The sequence below is a fragment of the Roseibium hamelinense genome, assembly GCF_007830545.1.
Classification (GTDB): Bacteria; Pseudomonadota; Alphaproteobacteria; order Rhizobiales; family Stappiaceae; genus Roseibium; species Roseibium hamelinense.
This window is the reverse complement of record NZ_VLLF01000010.1, coordinates 63011-85643: the sequence shown is the minus strand read 5'-3', so window position 1 is coordinate 85643 and position 22633 is coordinate 63011. Positions and strand designations below refer to the sequence as shown.

21 protein-coding genes are annotated in these 22633 nt (G+C 55.8%); 15 read left to right on the top strand and 6 right to left on the bottom strand.

Translation table 11 applies throughout. The features are described 5' to 3' along the window. The first annotated feature begins 143 nt into the window (after window positions 1-143). The gene (gene ccrA, locus JM93_RS18465; RefSeq protein ID WP_145346429.1) at window positions 144-1436 is read left to right on the top strand and encodes a crotonyl-CoA carboxylase/reductase; all 1293 of its coding nucleotides are present in this window, start codon (window positions 144-146) and stop codon (window positions 1434-1436) included. A gap of 89 nt (window positions 1437-1525) precedes the next feature. Here ccrA and JM93_RS18460 read toward each other — a convergent pair whose 3' ends face one another. Beyond that, window positions 1526-2329: a response regulator gene (locus JM93_RS18460; RefSeq protein ID WP_145346427.1), complete on the bottom strand. Its 804-nt coding sequence runs from the start codon at window positions 2327-2329 to the stop codon at window positions 1526-1528. Window positions 2330-2552: 223 nt separating this feature from the next. Between JM93_RS18460 and JM93_RS18455 the strand changes: the two genes are divergently transcribed. The 6 genes from JM93_RS18455 (at window position 2553) to JM93_RS18430 (ending at window position 10117) form a co-directional block, all read left to right on the top strand. Then, entirely contained in the window at window positions 2553-3143 is a 591-nt protein-coding gene (locus JM93_RS18455; RefSeq protein ID WP_244300922.1) for a CAP domain-containing protein, read from the top strand. Between the two features lie 22 nt (window positions 3144-3165). Continuing rightward, window positions 3166-5853: a DUF3772 domain-containing protein gene (locus JM93_RS18450; protein ID WP_170230743.1), complete on the top strand. Its 2688-nt coding sequence runs from the start codon at window positions 3166-3168 to the stop codon at window positions 5851-5853. A 97-nt stretch (window positions 5854-5950) separates the two neighbouring features. Continuing rightward, entirely contained in the window at window positions 5951-7003 is a 1053-nt protein-coding gene (locus JM93_RS18445) for a MaoC family dehydratase (RefSeq protein WP_145346422.1), read from the top strand. Between the two features lie 90 nt (window positions 7004-7093). Continuing rightward, window positions 7094-7864 carry a helix-turn-helix transcriptional regulator gene (locus JM93_RS18440; protein ID WP_145346420.1) on the top strand — a complete coding sequence of 257 codons (771 nt, stop codon included), beginning with the start codon at window positions 7094-7096 and terminating at the stop codon, window positions 7862-7864. Between the two features lie 98 nt (window positions 7865-7962). After that, window positions 7963-9441 (top strand): indoleacetamide hydrolase, encoded by a 1479-nt coding sequence (gene iaaH, locus JM93_RS18435; RefSeq protein ID WP_145346418.1) that lies wholly within the window; start codon window positions 7963-7965, stop codon window positions 9439-9441. Window positions 9442-9514: 73 nt separating this feature from the next. Further along, window positions 9515-10117: an HD domain-containing protein gene (locus tag JM93_RS18430; RefSeq protein WP_208995309.1), complete on the top strand. Its 603-nt coding sequence runs from the start codon at window positions 9515-9517 to the stop codon at window positions 10115-10117. Window positions 10118-10141: 24 nt separating this feature from the next. Here the strand turns inward: JM93_RS18430 and xerD are convergent, their stop codons facing one another. Both xerD and JM93_RS21815 read right to left on the bottom strand, forming a co-directional pair. Beyond that, window positions 10142-11059: a site-specific tyrosine recombinase XerD gene (xerD, locus tag JM93_RS18425; RefSeq protein ID WP_145346417.1), complete on the bottom strand. Its 918-nt coding sequence runs from the start codon at window positions 11057-11059 to the stop codon at window positions 10142-10144. A 12-nt stretch (window positions 11060-11071) separates the two neighbouring features. Then, a complete protein-coding gene (locus JM93_RS21815; RefSeq protein WP_170230741.1) occupies window positions 11072-11215 on the bottom strand; it encodes a hypothetical protein in 144 nt (47 codons plus the stop codon). A 144-nt stretch (window positions 11216-11359) separates the two neighbouring features. Between JM93_RS21815 and JM93_RS18420 the strand changes: the two genes are divergently transcribed. The 3 genes from JM93_RS18420 to JM93_RS18410 are packed head-to-tail and all read left to right on the top strand — an operon-like array spanning window position 11360 to window position 14468. After that, window positions 11360-11983, top strand: a complete 624-nt coding sequence (locus tag JM93_RS18420) for a shikimate kinase (RefSeq protein ID WP_425280834.1) — start codon at window positions 11360-11362, stop codon at window positions 11981-11983. A 17-nt stretch (window positions 11984-12000) separates the two neighbouring features. Next, entirely contained in the window at window positions 12001-13140 is a 1140-nt protein-coding gene (aroB, locus tag JM93_RS18415; RefSeq protein ID WP_425280833.1) for a 3-dehydroquinate synthase, read from the top strand. Beyond that, entirely contained in the window at window positions 13137-14468 is a 1332-nt protein-coding gene (locus JM93_RS18410) for an HlyC/CorC family transporter (protein ID WP_145346415.1), read from the top strand. The genes aroB and JM93_RS18410 overlap by 4 nt, the downstream gene beginning before the upstream one ends. Before the next feature lie 408 nt (window positions 14469-14876). Here the strand turns inward: JM93_RS18410 and JM93_RS18405 are convergent, their stop codons facing one another. Then, window positions 14877-15281, bottom strand: a complete 405-nt coding sequence (locus JM93_RS18405) for a BolA family protein (RefSeq protein WP_341873641.1) — start codon at window positions 15279-15281, stop codon at window positions 14877-14879. Between the two features lie 58 nt (window positions 15282-15339). On the opposite strand from JM93_RS18405, the gene JM93_RS18400 reads away from it, so the two are divergent. The 4 genes from JM93_RS18400 (at window position 15340) to JM93_RS18385 (ending at window position 19928) form a co-directional block, all read left to right on the top strand. After that, entirely contained in the window at window positions 15340-15930 is a 591-nt protein-coding gene (locus tag JM93_RS18400) for a DnaJ domain-containing protein (RefSeq protein ID WP_145346413.1), read from the top strand. 68 nt (window positions 15931-15998) lie between these two features. After that, window positions 15999-16985, top strand: coding sequence for a cobaltochelatase subunit CobS (cobS, locus tag JM93_RS18395; protein WP_145346411.1), 987 nt, complete (start codon window positions 15999-16001; stop codon window positions 16983-16985). Between the two features lie 7 nt (window positions 16986-16992). Then, window positions 16993-18906, top strand: coding sequence for a cobaltochelatase subunit CobT (gene cobT / locus JM93_RS18390; protein WP_145346408.1), 1914 nt, complete (start codon window positions 16993-16995; stop codon window positions 18904-18906). 14 nt (window positions 18907-18920) lie between these two features. Beyond that, window positions 18921-19928, top strand: coding sequence for an esterase-like activity of phytase family protein (locus JM93_RS18385; RefSeq protein ID WP_145346406.1), 1008 nt, complete (start codon window positions 18921-18923; stop codon window positions 19926-19928). 555 nt (window positions 19929-20483) lie between these two features. Here JM93_RS18385 and JM93_RS18380 read toward each other — a convergent pair. Together JM93_RS18380 and rpmB are read right to left on the bottom strand one after the other, a co-directional pair. Beyond that, window positions 20484-21137: a VUT family protein gene (locus tag JM93_RS18380; protein ID WP_145346404.1), complete on the bottom strand. Its 654-nt coding sequence runs from the start codon at window positions 21135-21137 to the stop codon at window positions 20484-20486. A gap of 18 nt (window positions 21138-21155) precedes the next feature. Then, entirely contained in the window at window positions 21156-21455 is a 300-nt protein-coding gene (gene rpmB, locus JM93_RS18375; RefSeq protein WP_145346402.1) for a 50S ribosomal protein L28, read from the bottom strand. 324 nt (window positions 21456-21779) lie between these two features. Here rpmB and JM93_RS18370 point away from each other — a divergent pair, with 324 nt between their 5' ends. Further along, complete coding sequence (locus JM93_RS18370; protein ID WP_145346400.1) at window positions 21780-22613, top strand: DUF3108 domain-containing protein; 834 nt, start codon at window positions 21780-21782, stop codon at window positions 22611-22613. Window positions 22614-22633: the final 20 nt, after the last annotated feature.

Below are 22633 nucleotides of genomic sequence, written 5' to 3'. Positions count from 1 at the left end.
CAAAACGCAAGTTAAGCAATAGTCGTATAGATACGTATTAAAATTCGAACAATAGTTGCGCAAACGCGGGCCTTGGGCCTGATTTGCCTTTTGCGTGTGCGAAAAGATGCGCGCGGGCGAAATCCAATTGGGAGGACAAGTTCATGGCGTCTTCGGCGCAGGCTAATGACAACACCACGGCGGAGACTGCGCCGATGAAAGACCTTTATGAGATTGGCGAAATCCCACCGCTCGGCCATGTTCCGAAAAACATGTACGCTTGGGCTATCCGTCGTGAGCGGCACGGAGCCCCGGAAGACGCAATGCAGCTAGAGATCGTGCCAACCTGGGAGTTGGACAGCCACGAGGTTCTTGTTCTCGTGATGGCCGCTGGCGTCAATTACAATGGTATTTGGGCTGGACTTGGTGAGCCGATTAGCCCTTTTGACGGACATGGAGCGGCTTACCACATAGCGGGCTCAGATGCGTCCGGGATTGTTTGGGCCGTTGGCGACAAGGTCAAACGCTGGAAAGTCGGCGATGAGGTGGTCATCCACTGTAACCAAGACGACGGTGACGACGAGGATTGCAATGGCGGGGACCCGATGTTCTCAACTTCTCAGCGGATTTGGGGATATGAGACGCCGGATGGTTCTTTTTCACAGTTTACCCGTGTCCAAGCACAGCAGCTTATGCCCCGTCCTCAGCATCTGACATGGGAAGAAAGCGCTTGTTACACACTCACACTGGCCACCGCCTACCGGATGCTGTTCGGTCATCACCCTCATGAATTGAAACCTGGCCAGAACGTTTTGGTTTGGGGTGCTTCAGGCGGCCTCGGGTCCTATGCGATCCAGCTGATCAACACGGCCGGCGCCAACGCGATCGGGGTGATTTCCGATGAAGACAAACGCCAGTTTGTACTCGATCTAGGGGCAAAAGGTGTCATCAATCGCAAAGACTTCAACTGTTGGGGCCAATTGCCGAAAGTCGGCTCCCCCGAATATGGCGAATGGTTCAAGGAAGTCCGTAAATTCGGAAAGGCGATCTGGGATATCACCGGCAAAGGCAACAACGTCGATATCGTGTTTGAGCACCCCGGAGAATCCACATTCCCTGTCTCGACCTTCGTGTGCAAAAAAGGTGGCATGGTTGTCATCTGTGCGGGAACGACCGGTTTCAACTGTACGTTCGACGTGCGCTACATGTGGATGCACCAGAAGAGGCTACAGGGCTCGCACTTTGCGCACCTCAAACAGGCGTCGTCTGCAAACAAACTCATGATTGAACGGCGCATCGACCCGTATATGTCCGAAGTGTTTCCATGGGACCAGATTCCCAAGGCGCATACTAAAATGTGGAAAAACGAGCATGCACCCGGAAACATGGCGGTACTCGTGTGCGCCCCGACAACCGGGCTACGGACATTCGAGGACACGCTAGAAGCAGCTCGCTGATCTGCCGGGTCATCTTTCAATTCCCGGATGCTCGAGCCTGCTCGAGCAGTCCAACCCTACCGGCCCGCTACTTGCGGACCGGTTCTTTTTCAGGTCATTGCAAAGGTTCGGACCTGTTTTGAAAATCGGGAATGCCTCAGCCCGAACAGGTGATGCAGGATCGAGTCTACGTCCTGGGGATAGAAGGGCTTCCTCAAAAACGCCTTCGCGCCAACGCTTTGCGCCGCCTTGTCCAGCGCATCGTTGATTTCGGTCGACATCAGTATGACGTCCGAGGCACGCGTATGGGCCGCAAGTTTTTCTGCCAACTGGATGCCAGTCATATTGGGCATATTGAAGTCGGTAAAAACGATTCGATAGTTTTTTGCCTTGACCATCTCGATGGCGGATGCACCGTCGCCGGCCTGCGCAATCCGCAAGGAAAATATGCTCTTTTTCAGGACTTTTTCGACAATGCGCCGTACGGTCGCTGAATCGTCAACGACCAGCACGTCATAGTCAGTATGTATGGCCTCATAGGTTTCTACGATCTGCCGGACCTGAGCGTTGTTGAAAGGTTTGACGAGGAAATCGTAAGCGCCGAACTGCTTGAGTTTTGCTTCGGCTTCAGGTTCCAGCGAATCCGACATTGAAACCGCGAAAGTCTTTGATCCGGTTACCTGGATAGCGGCCATGACTTCAATGCCGCTCAGCTGCGGCATGTTGATGTCCAGAAACGCAAGATCGAAGGCGTGTTTGCTCAACTGCTCGACCGCTTCATGACCGTCATGAACCGTTGTAATGTCGAACTCACGGCCCGTCATCATCAAAGCCCGTTCTACAAAACGGCAGATTGTTGTGGCATCGTCGGCAACAATTGCCTTGATCGGGGTCTGCTCTCGCATAGCGTCCATACAAATTAGCCAATCCGGTTCGTCGGCTGCTGTGACAGAAGAACCATTGCCTGGCTTTTGTTTTGGTAAACATTAGGAGGATCGCAGGCGGCTTGCGGCGATTTGGTTAAGATTTTAGGAATAGGAATGGGTTTGAGTGCACACTTTAGATCCGTGCCTCATTTCCGCTTCGTTCACCGGGCACCTCCATCTCCACCTTCGACCATTTGCGATTGGTTCATTCATGCCGTTTTCTTCCAGAACCTTTCCAGCCGCCTGTATTGAGATGTTGAGACCACAGGCATTAAAGCTCGCCGCTGGCCTGGCAGGCATGCTGGTTTTGGCAGGGTGTGTGGGAGATGCCGACAAAACACCGTTGTTTTACAGGGATCTTGCAACGCCGGGCGCACAAGTCAGCGAGGCGGCTGCCGCCAGCATGATTTCCCACTACCGCGCCAATAACGGTTTGGGGGCGGTGACTGTGGATCCGGCCCTGTCCGCGATTGCGAGAAGCCATGCAGAAGCATTGGCCAAAGCGGGCACGGTCAGGGCGTCGCTCGCTCCTGAACAGCAGCTCAGTGCACGTTTGGCGGCGATCGGCGAGCCTTCCACTGAAGCAGTGGAAAATGTTAGCGCCGGCTACAGGACTTTGGCCGAGGCGTTTTCCGGCTGGCGTGAGTCGCCCAAACACAATGCAGTGATGCTCGACGAGCCCGCGACGCGGATCGGCATTGCGACCGCTTATTCAGCTGGTGCAAAACACAAGGTTTTCTGGTCTCTTGTGATGGCCGGTCCGAAAAATGCACCCGTGCAGGGTAAACCGGCCAAAAACTGAAAACATAGGAAAGGGCGCGCTGATGCGGTTAGTGCAGACGCGTTGCAAAAGCGAATTTGCGGTCCTGGCCGGTGTTCTCATCGCGGCCGTACTGAGTTTCGCTTATCCGGCATACGCCCAGGCGCCGTCGCCTTTCGGCCTTCTGTCGGAAGACGGTTCTATTCTGAGAAACACGGACGCGCCTTCTGACAGTGGCGCCGAGGACCAATCCACCGATTCATCAACGCCACAAACTGCAGCGCCAGCTTCGGGGAAAGCAGCATCTTCGCCGGCTCCGTCCGCGGGCAGCTCATCTCGAGAACGTGCATTTCAAATCCAGCGCGCGATTGCCTCTGATCTTCTTGACCCGGGCGTCACGGACGAAATTCAAAGACGTGTTACTGGCTGGATCTCACGGCTGAACGCGATTGAGGTGTCGATCCAAAGAGGGAATTTGACATCGGATCAACTGCTTGCCCTGGAAACGCGCGTCTCAGAGATCGACAAGGAAGCAGACAGTTTTCTCAAGGCAGCCCGGCCGCTTCTGAGTTCGATCAACCAGCGGCTTGACGGGCTCAAGGTTACGACTGATTCGAACCAGGCCGAGCCGACTTCTGAATCAGAAAGTCTGACGAGGCAACGCAACAGCCTTGAGGCTGTCCAAAATGTACTCGGATCTTTCATAAAGCAGGTTGAAGTCGTCAAGATCCAGGCCTTTGACCTTTCTGGGCGGATCAGTGTTCAGCGACGTCGTGCTTTTGTCGACCGTCTGTTGGTCAGGACGGACAGCTTCGTCGCGCCCGAGCTTTGGCGGAGCGCCGCTGCCGAGGTGCCCAAGCTCCAAAACTCGCTGAAACTGTTATTGATCGACTGGTACAGCCTGATCCGCCAGAAGGTTGGTACCGTTCCCGCTATCTTCATTCTGGTTGGTTTTGTGGGGGCACTGATTTCGATCTGGCCCCTGCGCAGGCGCCTGCTAAAACATGCTGACCGGCAGCCGGATATGCCCAATCCATCGGCCATCAGGCGTTCGTCGGCCGCCTTGGCCATGGTATTGCTCGCAACTGCAGTCCCGGTGGTTTTCTGGGTGGCCTTTCATTATCTGATCAATTTTCTCGACGTCGCGCCGCCCCGGGTGGAGAACGCCGTCAGCGGGATCTTCACCTCCGGCACCTTTGCAGCTTTCTCTCTCGGTTTGGCGACAGCCGTTCTTGCCCCGTCGCTTCCGGATTGGCGGTTGCTTCCGGTCTCCGACCGAACCGCGCAGCGGCTTTACAGGCACATTTTGATTGCTGTGCCCTTCTATACGCTGGGCATCTTGATGTCGTCGCTGCTGAATGTGCTGTTTGCCGAAGACAGTTCGAAACTCATGGTCGGCGGCCTAATGGCGATCACGACATCACTGTTCGTTATGAGAGGGCTGCGTATTGTCGCGAGCGACCGCGATGAGGAAGAAGAATCGCCCGACGACGTGCAAACCGGGATCCTCTCGATTTTGGGGTGGATCGCCCCGTTGTTCTGGGGTGGGGCGCTGTTTTCAATCGGTGCTGTTTTATCCGGCTACATATGGTTTGGCTGGTTTGTTGCCGCCCAGTTGGTCTGGGTCCTGCTGTTGTTCGGGCTCACGCATTTGTTGCTGCAATTTGTCGATGATGCCCTGTCCAGCAGCTTCAAATACGGCACGCCGGTCGCGCGCGCTTTGCGCAATTCCATGGGGTTCAAATCTCAGACAACCGAACAGGTCGGTGTGGTGTTGTCAGGCGTCCTCCGGCTTCTCATTACGATATTCGCGTTATTCAGCTTGATCGTGCCGTGGGGTTTCACCACCGGCGATATTCAGGGCATGTTCCGGCCCATCTTGAGCGAGTTGCGCCTGGGCTCGCTACGGTTTTCGCTGACCGGCATTTTTGGTGCAATTATTGTCTTTGGAGTGGTCTTCAGTTTGACGCGGGCTTCAAAGCGATGGCTTGAAGACCGGTTTTTGCCCAAAACCCGCATGGATGTGGGGCTTAAAAGTTCGATCAGCACCGGATTCGGCTATATCGGCGTCATTTTTGCTACGCTCTTGGCCCTCGCCTATGCTGGCGTGAACCTGCAGAATATTGCTATTGTCGCCGGTGCCCTGTCCGTTGGTATCGGTCTCGGCCTTCAGGGTATCGTCAACAACTTTGTCTCCGGTCTGATCATGCTCGCCGAGCGGCCGATCAAGGTCGGCGATTGGGTGGTCGTTGGCACGGATCAGGGATATGTGCGCCGGATCAATGTGCGCGCGACCGAAATAGAGACCTTCGAGCGATCAACCGTTATCGTGCCGAATTCCAACTTGATCTCGGGAGTGGTCAAAAACTGGATGCATGGCAGTTCACTGGGACGCGTCATCGTACCGGTCCGTGTATCATTCGACACGGATCCGGAGGTTGTTCGCGACATCCTGCATGCGGCAGCGAAGAACCATCCAAAAGTGACGAGCTATCCGCCGCCGGATGTGTTTTTCATGGCGTTCGGGGAAAGCGGTCTGAATTTCGAGCTGCGGTGCTACCTGCCGGACATCAACGATTTCCTGGTTGTTTCTTCCGATCTGCATTTCGATGTTTTCCAGCGTTTGCGTGAGAAAGACATTGAAATCCCGTTCCCGCAGCGCGATCTGCATTTGCGATCCGGATTTGATGCTCAGGCGCACGGGCCGCGCGTTGAAGCGGTTGATATCAAAGATATCGAGAAGCCGGAATAATCATTCCCCAAGGTCTCCGTAAAAGGTCGAGCTTGCACGTTGGAGCGCTGGTCTGCTTAATCCCGGTAGGATTTGGCAAACGACCGGGGTGAGTGCGGTGAGCAAGACCAATGCTGGGAACTTCTTTGAGGATTTTTACGTCGGCCAAGTTATTCGGCATGCAACCCCGCGCACTGTGACTTCAGGTGATATGGCGCTCTATACGTCGCTTTATGGGTCACGTTTTGCCGTCCAGTCTTCTGATGCTTTTGCAAAGGGGCTGGGTTACGCGCATGCGCCGATTGATGATCTCCTTACTTTCCATATTGTTTTTGGGAAGACCGTTCCGGATATTTCGCTCAATGCGGTGGCCAATTTGGGTTATGCCGGGGGACGGTTTCTTGCGCCGGTCTATCCCGGAGACACCCTGTCGGCCGTTTCCGAGGTGATCGGCAAAAAGGAAAACTCGAACGGCCGCACCGGTGTCGTGTATGTCCGCTCTACAGGCTACACCTCCGAAGGGACTGAAGTTCTCGATTATGTCCGGTGGGTGATGGTCAAAAAACGGGACGCGAACAGCCCAGCGCCCGAGCCGGTTGTTCCGGAATTGCCGGCAGCCCTGCAACCCGTAGCGCTCGGGACAGCCGTTCCTCTTCTGGATACCGACCATTGGGACAATGATCTGTCTGGGTCGAAGGACCGCTTCGCGGACTATGCTGTCGGAGAAAAAATCGACCATATTGACGGAATGACGGTCGAAGAGGCGGAGCATCAGATTGCCACCCGGCTCTATCAGAACACGGCAAAGGTCCATTTCAACCAGCATACAGAGAGTGAGAGCCGGTTCGGACGGCGGCTGATCTATGGCGGACACGTCATTTCTCTTGCACGGGCATTGTCCTTCAACGGGTTGGGGAATGCGTTCCACATCGCGGCGATCAATGGCGGCCGGCATGTCAGTCCGCTGTTCGCCGGAGACACGGTCTATGCGTGGTCGGAAGTGCTGGATATTGCCGAGATCGAGGGGCGGCGGGATGTCGGCGCGGTTCGCCTGCGGCTGGTCGCAACGAAGAACATGCCTTGTTCGGCCTATCCGCACCAAATGCCCGATGGCAGCTATCATGACAGTGTGGTTCTTGATTTTGACTATTGGGCCTTGATGCCGATTTAGTCTTTAGGGTTGCATTTTTCAAAATAAGCTTGGCAAAAGCTCAGATATCCGTCATCGTTGTGCAGCCTTGGGTTGATTTCAGGGGTGCGCATGTTGACAACGCTGACTTCTGCGGAAACGTCCGAGCTGTTTGAGATCATGAAAGATCTTGCCGCTTATGAAGACATGGAAGGTCTCAGGCGCAGGGTAGGCGAGCGCTTGCTTGTTCTGTTGAAAGCAGACTACTTCGCATCCTTCGTATGGAAGCGGAATGGCGACATGTTCGATGATGGTGTCTCCATCAACATGGATCGACAAAACCTGGGCCATTACGAAGAGTACTTCCAGTTCAATGACCCCATCACCCATAAACTCCGGGACAGGCGGGTTGCCACGCATGTGGCGGAAGTTCTGCCGCAAGCTGATCTCGAAAGAACCGAGTTTTTTAATGACTTTCTCGCTCGTGACGGACTTTGCTTTGGCATGAATTATCATGCCTATGCCGGCAAGTCTCACCTCGGTGACCTTAGGGTGTGGCGGCACCGCAGGCGCGAGACGTTTGACCGGAGGGATGTCCTGATCCTGGAGGCGGTTGGTCAGGCCTATCGGAATGCCTTGAATTCGATCCGCGCATTTGATGACCGTTTGGCCAACTTAGATCCAATGGTGCAGGCGCATAAGACCATTGAGACGTGGGGATTGACCCAGCGGGAGCGGGATGTGGTGCTGGCACTTCTGAAACATAGCCGGGATTCGGACATCAGCGAAACACTGAACATTTCCGTCACCACCGTCCGCAGCCATTTAAAAAGCATCTTTTTGAAGTCAGGCATGGGCGGACGCACAGAGCTTGTGTCCCGATTGCTGTATCAGCACAGCTAGGCGCGGGGGATCAAAGCCATTCGCCTCCTCAATTTTAAGGAGGCGACGGCCACAAGAACGGGGTCTGATGTCCAAAGGAGACATTGGAGGTAGACTTGATGAGATGCGTTATCCGAACTGTTTTTGCCGGCGCGCTGTTGGGCCTTGCGTCCGCAGCCCACGCCGACACCGGACTCGTCCAAAAGACTGCTTCAGAACTCGCACTGGAAATTCGAACGCACAAAACGACCTCTGTCGAGGTGGTCAAAGCATTTCTGGACGCAATTGGCAATGACGAGCGCAACGCCTTCATCACTCTTGACAGTGAAGGCGCGCTTATGGCTGCTCTGGCTGCAGATCAAGCCCTGAATTCCGGCGGTGCGATCGGACCGCTTCATGGTGTGCCGATTGTCATAAAAGACAATATTGCTGCGCGCGGTCTGCCAACCACCGCTGGGACATCCGCGCTGTCTTCTTGGGTTCCGCAAATCGACGCTTCCGTTGTGTCTCGCCTCAGAAACGCCGGTGCAATCGTGCTCGGTAAGACAAACATGCATGAGCTTGCCTTTGGCATCACATCAAACAATGCAACATTCGGAGCTGTTGGCAATGCATATGATCCTGCGATGACAGCCGGCGGATCCAGCGGAGGCACAGGTTTGGCGGTTGGCGCTCGTTATGCTCCCGCCGGGCTTGGCACTGACACAGGCGGCTCGGTCCGCATACCTGCGGCGCTGAACGGAGTTGCGGGTTTCCGGCCGTCTGTCGGACGCTATCCATTGTCCGGCATCGTGCCGATTTCCACCACGCGTGATACGGCAGGCCCGATCGCCCGCAGCCTTACTGATCTTGTTCTGCTTGACGGTGTTTTAGCTGGGGCGCAAGTGACCAGCGACCCTGCGGACCTCAAGTTGCTCCGCATAGGTGTGCCTGAGGGGCTTGCTGACAGTGTCGGGCCCGAAACAGCGCGGCTCTTCGAAAGCGCTTTGGACAAACTGACCTCGCGGGGAGCAAAACTTGTTTCCGTAGATTTGTCGGCAATTCACGAGATCAACGATCAGGTGAGTTTTCCGATTGTGCTTTGGGAAGTGCGCCGCGATCTTGCGCGGTTTTTAAATGCGTATGAAACAGGCCTGACGATTGAGGCGGTCACAAAAGGCATTGAAAGCCCCGACGTAAAGTTCGTATTCGAAGAGCTGGTCCTGGGCGAAAAGGCAATTCCCGATGCCGTGTATCAAACGGTTATTCGTGACCTGCGGCCAAAACTGCAGGCAGCCTATGGCGAACTTTTTGCGAAAAACAGGCTTGACGCATTGGCATTTCCGACAACGCCTCTGGAAGCTCAGCCTATTGAAACCTCTGATCTGACTGTCGATTTGAACGGAGAAAAGGTGGAGACATTTGCGACCTATATTCGTCATACCGATCCGGGATCGAATGCCGGTATTCCCGGGCTGAGTTTGCCGATCGGACTGACGTCAGGTGGCTTGCCGGTCGGATTGGAACTTGACGGTCCTGCCTTTTCCGACCGCCATCTGCTGAGCATTGGTCTTGCTGTTGAGGCGGCAATACCGGCTCTACCGGCGCCTCGACGCTAGCAAATATCTTAATGATAGACAGACCCTTGGACGGCGCGCGAAACTCGCCACCTGAACTGCTAGGGAGCGCGCGATGAAAACCGTTTCATTCACGCAAATGAAGAACGGCACCAAAGACGACTATGATCTACTTGCCGAGGCCGAAAAGCCGTATCAGGCGGGCACTGCGGATCGGATACTGGAGGAGTTGAGACGTCAGGGAGAAGACACTCTTTCAGGATATCAGATCACCCGGCTTGAACACGGGCTCCAGTCAGCGACGCGGGCCCACCGGGAAGGCGCAGACATCGACTGGGTGGTCGGGGCGTTGTTGCATGATGTTGGTGACGGTCTTGCACCGCAAAACCACGATCGGTTTTCTGCTGAAGTGATCCGTCCGTTTGTTCGCGAAGAAGTCGCGTGGGTCGTCGAGCATCATGGAATTTTCCAAATGGTGTATTACGCGCATCATTATGGCTGGGATGCCAATGCGCGCGACCGGTTCAAGGGCAATATTTACTTCAAATCTTGCTCGGATTTTTGCGAGCGGTGGGACCAGGCGTCTTTCGATCCGGCTTATGCCAACGAGCTCTTGTCGTTTTTCGAACCGATGGTACGGGACGTCTTTGCCCGCAAGGCCTACGACCCGGATGTATTGCGGGCCGGAGTCGTGGTTGGCTTGCCGGAAAAAACCTGATCTTCCGGGCGTGGTGCCTATGGGTTAGCTGGATGACAAGGGATGGGCTTTTTCCACAAGCTCGCTGAGCCGCGCGTCCAGGATATGGGTGTAGATCTGCGTCGTTGAGATGTCTGCGTGTCCGAGCAATTGCTGCACCACTCTGAGATCGGCTCCATTTTGCAAAAGATGTGACGCAAAGGCATGGCGCAGAACATGGGGCGATATTTTGGACGCGTCTATGCCAGCGTTTACAGCGAGGTCCTTTAGATCTCGGCCAAAAGCCTGCCGGGAAAAATGACCGCTTGCTCCATGTGATGGAAACAGCCAGGGGCTGGCCGCGAATGCGCCTTCGGCCGTGCGCAGGCCGAGGTAGTCGCGCATGGCCTCCTGGGCTGCATTTGAAAGTGGAACCAGCCGTTCCCTGTTGCCTTTGCCGCGCACTTGCATCAACCGGGCATCTTGCTTTGCGGCACTTGCTGGCAGGGCAACAAGTTCACTGACCCGCAATCCTGTTGCGTAGAGCACCTCCAGCAATGTGTGGAGGCGATAGGCGCGCAGTCTGGCGGCTGGTGACTTATGCGGCTTCAGGGTCTCTGCCCTTGCTGATGAAATAAGAAGGTCGACGTCTTCGATCGTCAGCACCTTGGGCAGGCTTTGCCGCTTCTTTGGAGCCGAGAGAGTGCGGGTCGGATCGTCTTGCCGAATCCCGTCGGAATAGAGAAACTTGAAGTATTGTTTCAGCGCAGACAATTTGCGTGCCTGGCTGGTCGCGGCAAAGCCTCTACCGGCCAGGTCGCTCATATATAGGCTGATGTCTTTGCTTTCGGCCTTTGAGATTCGTGTGGTTCCCAAAAACGCGTCGAAGTCTTCCAGATCGCGGCGATACCCGGCGATCGTGTTCTCTGACGCACCGCGCTCTGCGGAGAGCATTTCCAGAAAACCTTCGAGTGTGTAGTCCATTATACTGGCAACCTAACGGCCGAAACCGTCTTTTTTGACACGAACCGTGATTTCACGCTCGCGGGGTTCGATAAAATTGGCCAACGCATAGACTGCACCATAGCCCAACGCGCCGAGCACGATCAGGACAAGGACAAGGCGGGTCAGCGTGGGCAAAGCGGCGCTACTCCGGTTGGCGCGAATCGCATGGTGGTATTGTCAGGGAAATGAAAACGGACGCAAGTTTCGCAAAGACGGGGAGGACAGGATTTCGGCGCGTTCCGGGCCTGTCTTTTTTGTCAAATATGCTAAAACGCGCACATGAACAACACGGAAGACAACACGCCGATGACTGCCGCGCCCTTTGCCGGAAACGATCGTAGCCCGATCATCTCGGCGCTGCTCGAGCGTTTAGGTCAGCGTTCAATCGTTTTGGTCGGGATCATGGGCTGTGGCAAGTCCACCGTCGGGCGAAGGCTGGCAAACCGAATGAATTTGCCATTTGTCGACGCGGATACTGAGATCGAACGGGCGGCAAATATGACGGTTTCGGAAATCTTTGCAGAGCACGGTGAGCCTTATTTCCGCGGCGGCGAAGAGCGCGTCATCGCCCGCCTTCTTGCTGAAGGGCCGCAGGTTCTGGCAACTGGAGGCGGCGCGTACATGAGTGAGGCGACCCGTGGGGCAATTGCGGACCATGGTGTGTCGGTATGGCTGCGCGCAGATCTTGAAACCGTGATGGCGCGGGTGCGCAAAAGGCCGACCCGGCCCTTGCTGCAAAATGCTGATCCAGAGGGAACCATGCGTGCCCTGATGGAGAAGCGTGATCCGGTATATGCCCTAGCCGATCTTACGGTTCACTCGCGCGAAGTGCCTCACGAAACAGTTGTTGACGAAATACTCGACGCACTTGATGCCAAGCTTTTGGGCAGCGGCCCCGCATAACAGGAAACGGAACCCAGATGGGCAACACCATGCTCGAAGAAACCGCAGCAGCGAATGCAGTCCAGGTCATGCTGGATGATCGCAGCTATGACATATTGATCGGGCGCGGTTTGATTGAGACCGCAGGCGAAGAGATCGCGGAAACCGTAGGCAGAGGCCGCGTCGCGGTCATCACAGACGAAACGGTCGCAGCCCTCCATCTGTCTGCATTGTCAGATTCGCTTGATCGGGCCGGAATTGTGCACACGGTGTTGCGTGTTCCTGCCGGCGAAAAGAGCAAGTGCTTTCCCGAATTCGAGCGGCTATGCGACGGCATTTTGGAAGCAAAACTTGAGCGTGGCGATGCAATCGTCGCATTGGGCGGCGGAGTCGTGGGTGATCTTGCCGGCTTCGTGGCGTCTGCAGTGCGCCGGGGTATGGACTTCATTCAGGTGCCGACAACGTTACTGGCGCAGGTGGACAGCTCCGTTGGCGGGAAAACCGGGATTAACTCACGTTACGGTAAAAACTTGATCGGCGCGTTTCATCAGCCGCGTCTGGTCCTGGCTGATACTGCGGTTCTGGACAGCCTCCCGATTCGGGATTTCAGAGCTGGATATGCAGAAGTCGCAAAGTACGGGCTCCTTGGCGATGGCGCTTTTTTCTCCTGGCTGGAGGCCAACTGGACAGGTGTCTTTAACGGTGGACCGGAGCGCGATGAGGCCATCGCACGATCTTGCAAGGCGAAAGCGGACATTGTGGCGGCGGATGAGCGGGAAGCCGGCCGGCGCGCACTTTTGAATCTCGGGCACACATTTGGTCATGCCCTGGAGGCTGCAGTTGCCTATGAAACCGTCCGTTTGGTGCACGGCGAAGGCGTTTCGATCGGCATGATGCTGGCGCACGAGTTTTCGGAACGTTTAGGGTTGATTGAACCTGACACTGTTGAGCGCGTGGAAAAACACCTATCTGAGGTAGGGCTGCCGATTGGATTGGCCCAGATACCGGGCCAATTGCCGCCCGTCGACACTCTTATGGACGCGATTATGCAAGACAAAAAGGTCAGCCGGGGCGAGTTGACATTTATTCTGACCCGCGGGGTCGGCGAGGCTTTCGTCGAAAAGGCGGTTGATCCGGCCACAGTCAGAGCATTTCTCTTAGAAAAGCTGGAGGCATGATGGAGGGGACCTTGTGGCTGGCCATTTTGGCCATCTTTGTGCTGTTGTTCATGTCTGGGTTCTTCTCCGGATCCGAGACCGCACTCACAGCAACCTCAAGAGCGCGCATCCACCAACTTGAGAAAAGCGGTGACTGGCGGGCGGTGATTGTTGGCCGGTTGATCGCGTCGCGGGAGCGCTTGATCGGCGCACTTCTGCTGGGCAACAATCTGGTCAACATTTTGGCGTCGGCACTGGCGACCACGGTATTTTTGCATCTTTTCGGTGAGGCTGGTGTTGCGATTGCAACACTTGTCATGACAGCGCTCGTCCTCATCTTCGCCGAGGTGCTCCCAAAAACCTGGGCGATCTCGAACCCGGAGCGTTTTGCTGTCACGGTTGCGCCGATTGTGCGTGTTGTTGTCGGCGTGTTTGCGCCGATTGTGGTCGGCGTTGAGTACATTGTGCGGGCTTTGCTGAAAGTGTTTGGCGTTGATGTCAGCGGGGACACGTCGATCCTGTCGGCCCACGAGGAATTGCGTGGTACAGTCGACCTGCAGCATATGGAAGGTGGGCTGGTAAAGGCTGAACGGGACCGTATCGGTGGTCTTTTAGATCTCGCCGAACTGGAAATATCTGATGTCATGGTCCACCGGACCAACATGGTCGCGTTAAATGCGGATGAAAGCGTTGAAACGCTCATCGAATTGGCGCTTGCTTCTCCACATACCCGGTTGCCGCTGTGGCGCGACGAGACCGATAATTTCGTTGGTGTCCTGCATGCCAAAGATCTGCTGCGCGCACTTCACGCGGCAGGCGGAGATGCAAGCAAAATCGACATCTTGCAGATCGCGACACCGCCCTGGTTTGTCCCGGACACTACCAGCCTCCAGGATCAATTAAACGCCTTCCTGAAACACAAGTCCCATTTCGCGCTTGTTGTTGACGAGTATGGCGAAGTGATGGGTCTGGTCACGCTTGAGGACATATTGGAAGAGATCGTTGGCGAGATCGCCGATGAACATGATGTGGAGCTTGAAGGCCTTCGGCCACAAGCTGACGGGTCAGTTATTGTCGATGGGTCGGTCCCGATACGGGATCTCAACCGAGCCACCGATTGGACTTTGCCGGATGACGAGGCGACGACGATTGCCGGCCTCGTTATTCACGAAGCGCGCATGATCCCGGAAGAACGGCAGATTTTCACCTTTCACGGCTTTCGATTTACCGTTTTGCGGCGGGAGAAAAACCGTGTGACGCGTCTTCGTATCCTTCCGCTTGGGCACAAGCCGTCACAGCCCGTGTCCGCTGCACCAGCCGAGCAAAAAACGAGCAGCGTCGTCGCTTAAAGAAAAGCCCCGCACTTTGCGGGGCTTGAAGTCGAGTGGTTTGGAGCTCAGACGAAATCTGGCACATGAAGACTTGTTAAAGGGAGCCCTTGGGATGAACCGAACGCACCTGCCGAACGATTCTGCCACCTCTCCCTGCCAAGGCTGGTGCCTATGCCTTAAGCTAGGGTTTTCAGAAAATTTGAGCAAAGTTTTTCAGAATTGATCGTGAACAAACAATTTAACCTAACGTCGATTCGTCAAATAATCAGTACAATTGCCGGTGCCTGATGCTTGTTCATTGATACTCGTTAAGTACTGAAAGGGCCACGTATGTCTCAACATAGGCGGCCCGATCTTTGATTGCAGTACACTTTAGAGAGTGAAGCCGCCGAAGATACGTCCTGCACGGGCTCAAGAAGCGCGTTATCAGCGAATGCGGGTGTCCGGTTCGTCGGGTGACCGGGCTTCGATTGCCAACGCATGAACTCCGTCTTGTAGCTCTTGCGCCAAAACATCGTTAATGGCGCGGTGTCTATTCACTCGGCTCATACCATCGAAAGCTGTTGAAGCGATTTGAACGCGGAAATGGGTTTCGCCGCCCTCACGCCACCCACCATGACCCCGATGATTTTCAGACTCATCTATAACGTTGAGGTGGACCGGAGCGAATTGCTCCTGCAATTTGGTTTCGATGGTTTTTTTCACAGACATAGGTTCTTGATGATCAAGCCGTCGCAAAAGGTCAAGTCTGTTTCTTGGCATCTCAGGCTGGTATTGTCCCGGGTCGCCTCTAAGTGCTGAGTCGCAGCTGAACAGGATCGCGAGTTCCAAAACGCCTAAACACCCCGCACCGCTTGTTTGCGGTGACACACAAACCATAATTTGCCGCATGAAACTGGATTCCAAAATTTTCGACAGTATCCGCGTGAAGCCCGACAAGGAACGGGTTCAGGAAGATTTGCATCCGTCCTGTGACCACCCGGGCTGCAAGCGTCCTGGAACGCACAAAGCTCCGAAAGGCCGCGACCGCGAAGGTGAATATTTCCGGTTTTGCGTTGATCACGTGCGCGAATACAACAAGTCTTACAACTATTTTTCCGGAATGCAGGACGACGATGTCCGCGACTATCAAAAAGACAGCCTGACAGGCCACCGCCCGACATGGAAAATGGGCGTGAATCGTCAGGCCGCCGACGGTCCGGACGGGTATGATCCGCGTGCAACCATGCGCAACAACGCGCAGCAGCGCTCGACGCAAACACGCCGTCCGAGGCAGCGCAAACTGCTTGCTCTTGAAAAGCGCTCCTTGGATGTGCTCAATCTCCCACAGACGGCACGTGGAGATGAGATCAAGGCGCGCTATAAAGAACTCGTGAAACTCAACCACCCGGATGCCAATGGCGGCGACCGTTCTTCGGAAGACCGCTTGCGGGAAATTATTCAGGCCTACAATGTCCTGAAAAAAGCCGGTTTCCTTTAGGCCCGCAGGCCCCTGCAGGCTTTTCCCATAAGACCCTTCCCGAACATTTCCGGGATTGCGGAGGACTGATGACTGAAACGACCACTGCGGCGATGAGCATGCCTGACACCGAAGTTTCCGTACAGGATGTCTTCGGTTTTGAATCAAGCTTGAAGGTTCCGGCATTTTCCGCACCGTCCGAGCATGTCCCAGAACGTGATGAAGACTACCTGTTCGACCGGGCAACGACCCTTGCCATTCTCGCTGGCTTTGCCCACAATCGTCGGGTCATGGTGACCGGCTACCACGGTACCGGTAAGTCAACCCATATCGAGCAGGTGGCGGCCCGACTGCATTGGCCATGTATCCGGGTCAATCTCGACAGCCACATTTCCCGCATCGATCTGGTTGGCAAAGATGCCATCGTCATCAAGGACGGCCAGCAAGTCACCGAGTTCAAAGACGGTATTCTTCCCTGGGCCTACCAGCACAATGTCGCACTTGTGTTTGACGAGTATGATGCAGGCCGTCCTGATGTGATGTTTGTCATCCAGCGCATTCTCGAGTCGTCCGGGCGCTTGACCTTGCTCGATCAAAGCCGGGTAATCCGTCCGCACGCCGCCTTCCGTTTGTTTGCCACGGCAAACACAATCGGTCTCGGGGATACGTCGGGGCTCTATCACGGAACGCAGCAGATCAACCAGGCTCAGATGGACCGGTGGTCGATTGTCACAACGCTGAATTATCTGCCACATGACAATGAAGTTGATATCGTGCTGTCGAAGGCCAAGCATTTCCAGACCGAAGAAGGGCGCGCGACAGTATCCAAGATGGTGCGGCTTGCGGATATGACCCGCAACGCATTCATCAACGGCGATTTATCGACCGTTATGAGCCCGAGGACCGTCATAACCTGGGCGGAGAATGCAGAAATATTCGGCGATGTCGGGTTTGCGTTCCGTCTCACTTTCTTGAACAAGTGCGATGACATGGAGCAATCGCTCGTTGCCGAGTTCTATCAGCGGTGTTTTGGTGTCGAACTCCCCGAATCCGCCGTCAATGTTGTAATGAGCTGAGGTCAATATGGCGCCGCGGCCAGGCAGTAACGCAATCCCGGGCAATCAGCCCCAACCGACAACCGAACCTTTTAAACAATCGGTTGCAGGAACCATGCGGGCAATTTCCGGCGAACCGGAGCTAGAGGTCATCTTCTCCGGTGACCGGCCCGGGCTCTCCGGCACGACCGCACGTCTGCCTGACCCGTCCCGCAAGACTTCTGCTCAGGACATTGCTATCACCCGCGGCATCAGCGATGCCATGGCGCTCAGGCTTGCCTGTCACGATACGAAAATCCACGCCAAAGCCATGCCGAATGGCACCGACGCGCGTGCAATTTTCGAAGCCGTGGAGCAGGCGCGGTGTGAGGCGGTAGGCGCTCGCCGTATGGAGGGCGTACGGGATAATCTGTCCGCCATGCTCAATGACCGGTACTTGAAGACCAATGCGCCGGATATCAATAGCCGTGAAGAAGCCCCGCTCCAGGATGCATTGTCGTTGATCGTGCGGGAGCGTTTGACCGGTGTGGCGCCGCCTGAAAGCGCGTCTAAGCTTGTCGATATGTGGCGCGACTGGGTTGAACAAAAAGCCGGGTCAAATCTGGACGGTCTCGCCGAGACGATTGAGGATCAGGGGCAGTTTGCCGAACGGTTCAGGGATGTCTTGCGTGATCTCGACATGTCCGATGAGGTTGGCGACGCTGATCAGGACGACGAGCCTGAACAAAATGAGGATGACGGCAACAACGACGATGCCGAAACCGGCGCTGAAAATGAGGAAGATGCCGGGCAGGAAGAAGCTCCGCCGCAGGACATGGAAATGTCCGGTCAGGAACAGGAGACCGGTGAAACCGAAGCTGCGGAAGCTGAGGTCGACCAGCTTTCCGACGATGATATGGCCGGAGAATCCGAAGAACCTGGCGAGTCTGATCGTCAGGAACAGCCGTTTTCCAATTCGCCTCCGGTTTCGGACTACCGGGTTTTCTCCACGCAATTTGATGAAACGATTTCCGCCGAAGACCTCTGTGATTCAGCTGAACTCGACCGCTTGCGCGGTTTTCTGGACAAGCAGCTGACACATCTTCAGGGGGCGGTTGCCCGTCTCGCCAACCGGCTTCAGCGTAAATTGATGGCCCAGCAGAGCCGGGCGTGGGATTTCGATCTGGAGGAAGGGCTGCTCGATACGGCGCGGTTGACGCGTGCGGTGACCGATCCAATGGCACCACTGGCGTTCAAGCAAGAACGTGACACGAATTTCCGCGACACGGTTGTGACCCTTCTTCTCGACAATTCCGGCTCGATGCGCGGCCGGCCGATCACGGTTGCCGCCACTTGCGCGGATATTTTGGCCCGTACCCTGGAGCGGTGCGGGGTGAAGGTCGAGATTCTCGGGTTCACCACGAAGGCCTGGAAGGGGGGGCAATCCCGCGAAAGCTGGATCGGCGCGGGCAAGCCGCCGTCGCCCGGGCGTTTGAACGACCTGCGGCACATCATCTACAAGTCCGCAGACGCCCCTTGGAGGCGCGCGCGCCGGAATCTGGGGCTGATGATGCGTGAAGGGCTTTTGAAGGAAAACATCGACGGCGAAGCGCTGCTTTGGGCACATGACCGGCTTCTTGGCCGTCCCGAACAACGCCGGATCCTGATGATGATATCCGACGGCGCTCCGGTGGATGATTGCACATTGTCAGTCAACCCGGGAAACTATCTCGAACGGCATCTGCGCTATGTCATCGAAGACATTGAAACCAGGTCGCCGGTTGAGCTGATCGCAATCGGTATCGGCCATGATGTCACCCGGTACTACCGCCGCGCTGTGACAATTGTCGATGCGGAAGAACTGGCAGGTGCGATGACAGACCAGCTTGCGGATCTGTTCGACGATGAAGTCCAGGGGGAGCAGTCCCCGCGTGGGCGCCGCCGGGCGCGGCGCCACCGGTGATCTCGCTGGGTCGGATGCGGCTTCCAAAAATTCTTGGATGTCTGCTGTTTCTTGCGGCCACGCGTTCCAGCTATGCGGTCGAGCTCCTCACTGAGGGCGAACCGGTTACAGTAAAAACGCGGACGATCGAGCAGTTTCATATTGGCCGTGAAACCGTCCGGTTCGGACAATTAACCTATCTGGGTGGCCTTGAACTGATCTCCGCTGACCGGGATCTGGGAGGGTTGTCCGGTCTTGTCAGCGTAGCGCAAGGCGAGCAGGTCTTGGCGGTAACCGACAGCGGGTTTTGGGTGGCTGCCACGGTGCAACAAGACCCCGCTGGCAAACCACTGACCTTGTCGAGCGTCAAAAAACATGAACTCGCCAGTGGTTCGAGCGGCAGCCTGCGTGCAAGCTGGGGGCATGATACTGAGGCTTTGGCCAGATCTGAAAACCGGCTTTATGTTGCAGCCGAACGGGCAAATGCGATCTACGAGTATCCGTGGCCACTCGTGACCGGCGCAGAGCCGATCCTGCGCGAGCTTCGGGTTGGACCGTACATCAAGCGGCTTCGCCGGAACAAAGGACTGGAAGCTCTGGCGGCAGGCGCGCCGGGCTCTGCTCTTGAAGGCAGCCTCATAGCCGTCGCCGAGCGCGGGGAAACCGATACTCACGACCTGCCGGCGTTCATTATTCGCGGTGGAACTGTGTCGCGGTTTTCAATCGTCCGCTCTGGCCGGTTTGAAGCGACAGACGCCGTGTTTTTGCCAGACGGAGATCTGCTGTTGCTGGAGCGCCGGTTTAATCTGCGGGATTTTATCGGTATGCGCCTGCGGAGATTTTCCGGAGCGGAAATCGCTCCAGGTGCCCGGCTTTCGGGTGAGGTGCTTCTCGAAGCTGATTTCGGCCATCAGATCGACAATATGGAAGCCATGGCCTTGCATGAAAGCGCCACGGGGGATCTGATCTTAACCCTTTTGTCAGATAACAACCGGTCCTTGTTGCAGAGAACGCTGTTTCTGCGCTTCCGCTTGGATCCTTAAGTCTTGCCATGCGAACAACGCGGCGGTTTGCTTCAAAAATCTGGCTCTAACCAATACGTCACCACGCCTTAAAAATACGAGGATGCGCGTGACGTCTAATGCGTTTCAACTTGTCGCGATGGGTCTTTGTGAGCGGGTGAACCGTTTTGGTTGCCGCATGCCAACCTACATCGGGTGGGTCGAGTAACGCGAACTCGCCCGCCCAACGACTTTAAGCCAGCGGGATGACAACCAATCAAGCTGGAGTGCGTGGATGGTATGTGACCGGTCAAAGTGAGCCCAACTCGTGCAAAGCAAACGTCAGCACCGTCTATGTCGGTGAGAACGGAATCGGAATCTTCGTGTCCCGCGGACGCTTCATTTCGATGGATTGCGCTGCTTGCGGAGAAAAAGCCGGTTCTGGAGACAAAAGTATTCTGCGGCTTGAGGATCTGGAAGCTGCCTGTCTGCGTGGTGCAGACATTCAAAGTTGCCGCAAATTGGAGAGTTATGACTGCGCGGCCGCACACAGCGGCGGCCAGCGTTCTCTGCGATATGCCTGAAAAGGACGGCGGCTTAGGCCGCAGATCCATTTGGGGCAGGCTGGAGCAGGGATAGCACAACCCGGTACGGCGCAAGCATGGAAGCCGCTACGAAAATTTTTACTGCGAAATCGCCAAGTGCCCAGGACATCCAACGCGCGGCTTCGAATTCCATCACGCCGAAGAGCGGTGCTGTTTCAACGGCAAACTCGTCATGATAGCCGAAGAGAACCGAGAAACTGGCGGCGAAGGCGATTGAGAAAAACAGCAGAGTGTCGATTACTGAGCCGAGCATCGATGAGAAAAACGGCGCTTTCCACCAGGTCATGCGTCGCAAGCGATCAAAGATCGTGACATCAAGCAGCTGGGCGACAAGAAAGGCCGACCCGGATGCGATCGCAATGCGCGGCGTGGCAAGCCAGTAGGAAAGTGTCACCGCTGTCACGAAGCCGACAAGCACCACAATGCGCGCAGCCTTGGGTCCGAAGCGACGGTTGGTCAGATCGGTGACAAGAAACGCGGCTGGATAGGTGAACGCACCCCAGGTGAGCAGATCAGCGAGGTTGATGCCGCCAATCGTGCCATGTACCGGGTACTGGACTAAGAAATTGGAGGCCACAACGACAACCGCCATCGCGAAAACCGCGATGGCGAGGCTGGCCACGGAAAAATTCCGGGTGCTTGTCATATTCAGTTCCAGATAGCCTTAGGCCGCAGCGGCTGTTTCGCCCTGCTTGCGCTTGATGCTCTGCTTGATCTGCCGTGCCTTGTCGGAAAGATCGGCATCAGATGACTTCATAAGGTAAGCGTCCAAACCGCCGCGGTGCTCTACGGAACGCAGGGCATGGGCGCAAATGCGAAGTTTGAACGATTCACCGAGTGTGTCGGAGATCAAAGAAACGTTACACAGGTTCGGAAGGAACCGGCGGCGGCTTTTGTTGTTGGCGTGCGAGACGTTGTTTCCCGTCATCACGTCCTTGCCGGAGAGTTCGCAACGGCGTGCCATGATATCACCTTTTGTCTTCGTGGCCGGTCCGTTACGGGGGATCCGGCAGTTTAAACCGGTTACGGCGCGGACAATAAGTCCAGCGATCGCATTCCCGGCATTTCTCGGAAAAAGTTGCCCCGCTATAAAGGCAGGGGCGCGAACCGTCAAGATGTTTAGGGGACTTGTTTCTGAATCTGTCTTTTCCTCAGACCCCGTCATGGTATGTTAACGATAGAGTTACCATGATTGCGAACAATCTCACAACGAATCCGTCCAGGCTCTGGTAAGGTAACTGACGGATAATTGTAGCGCTGTTTCGTTGCCACATTGGCGGCGCGGAGGATGAACGTGTCGGTATCCAAGATTTTGGGGCGGTTTCTGGCTCTGCCTCTTTTTGCCCTGTCCTGTTTGCCGGCCCCGGCCGACGCGAAGAAGGCGAGTGTCGGAGGCCTCTACGCCATCTCGATCTCCGGGCTTAAGATCGGGAAAGGGACCTTATCACTTGCTCTTCAGGGCAATGCGTACTCGGCCAAAGTCGGGCTGGAGCCTGCCGGGATCGGAACGCTGTTCTCGACCGGTAAGGGTGGTGCGGAAGCCGCAGGCTGGCTTGTCGGGACCAAGGTCGTCCCGTCCAAATACCGGATGGCATCTCATGCCGCCAATCGGGACTTCTATGTCGCCTTGGCGCAGGGATCCGGTAATATCCGGAAGATGGAAGTCACGCCCCAGTTCAAACCGAACAAAGAGCGTATTAAGGTCACCAAAAAACATCAGCGCAATGCCATGGACCCGCTCAGTGCTGCGCTGATGCCGGTCAAGACAAAATCAGGACTGGGGCCGGAGGCTTGTCAGCGCAAGCTGCCGATTTTCGATGGCTGGACCCGTTTCGACATCAAGCTGAGCTTTCGTGAGATTAAACAAGTCAAGGGCCGTGGATATGACGGTCCGGTTGTCGTGTGCAATGCGCGTTGGGTGCCCGTTGCAGGCCACCGTCCGTCAAAGGCCAGTGTCAAATATATGGAAAAAGCGAGCATGGAAGCCTGGCTCGCGCCTGCCGGGCGGGACGATGTGCTAATACCGTATCGTATTTCGCTCCAGACCAAATCAGGGCAATTGGTGGTTCAGGCCTCAAAGCTGAACATTGAATCCGAGCAAACCGACAGCGCAAAGCGGTAAAGACCATGCCTTCGGGTACT

Bases quoted from the DNA above. Each gene is read 5' to 3' on its own strand.
- JM93_RS18385 (WP_145346406.1), top strand. From the start codon at position 18,921: ATGCGGCTTCCAAAAATTCTTGGATGTCTGCTGTTTCTTGCGGCCACG.
- JM93_RS18400 (WP_145346413.1), top strand. From the start codon at position 15,340: ATGAAACTGGATTCCAAAATTTTCGACAGTATCCGCGTGAAGCCCGAC.
- JM93_RS18370 (WP_145346400.1), top strand. From the start codon at position 21,780: ATGAACGTGTCGGTATCCAAGATTTTGGGGCGGTTTCTGGCTCTGCCT.
- JM93_RS18420 (WP_425280834.1), top strand. From the start codon at position 11,360: ATGAACAACACGGAAGACAACACGCCGATGACTGCCGCGCCCTTTGCC.
- JM93_RS18460 (WP_145346427.1), bottom strand. From the start codon at position 2,329: ATGGACGCTATGCGAGAGCAGACCCCGATCAAGGCAATTGTTGCCGAC.
- cobT (WP_145346408.1), top strand. From the start codon at position 16,993: ATGGCGCCGCGGCCAGGCAGTAACGCAATCCCGGGCAATCAGCCCCAA.
- aroB (WP_425280833.1), top strand. From the start codon at position 12,001: ATGGGCAACACCATGCTCGAAGAAACCGCAGCAGCGAATGCAGTCCAG.
- ccrA (WP_145346429.1), top strand. From the start codon at position 144: ATGGCGTCTTCGGCGCAGGCTAATGACAACACCACGGCGGAGACTGCG.
- JM93_RS18450 (WP_170230743.1), top strand. From the start codon at position 3,166: ATGCGGTTAGTGCAGACGCGTTGCAAAAGCGAATTTGCGGTCCTGGCC.
- xerD (WP_145346417.1), bottom strand. From the start codon at position 11,059: ATGGACTACACACTCGAAGGTTTTCTGGAAATGCTCTCCGCAGAGCGC.
- JM93_RS18440 (WP_145346420.1), top strand. From the start codon at position 7,094: ATGTTGACAACGCTGACTTCTGCGGAAACGTCCGAGCTGTTTGAGATC.
- JM93_RS18410 (WP_145346415.1), top strand. From the start codon at position 13,137: ATGATGGAGGGGACCTTGTGGCTGGCCATTTTGGCCATCTTTGTGCTG.
- JM93_RS18430 (WP_208995309.1), top strand. From the start codon at position 9,515: ATGAAAACCGTTTCATTCACGCAAATGAAGAACGGCACCAAAGACGAC.
- cobS (WP_145346411.1), top strand. From the start codon at position 15,999: ATGACTGAAACGACCACTGCGGCGATGAGCATGCCTGACACCGAAGTT.
- rpmB (WP_145346402.1), bottom strand. From the start codon at position 21,455: ATGGCACGCCGTTGCGAACTCTCCGGCAAGGACGTGATGACGGGAAAC.
- iaaH (WP_145346418.1), top strand. From the start codon at position 7,963: ATGAGATGCGTTATCCGAACTGTTTTTGCCGGCGCGCTGTTGGGCCTT.
- JM93_RS18455 (WP_244300922.1), top strand. From the start codon at position 2,553: ATGCCGTTTTCTTCCAGAACCTTTCCAGCCGCCTGTATTGAGATGTTG.
- JM93_RS18380 (WP_145346404.1), bottom strand. From the start codon at position 21,137: ATGACAAGCACCCGGAATTTTTCCGTGGCCAGCCTCGCCATCGCGGTT.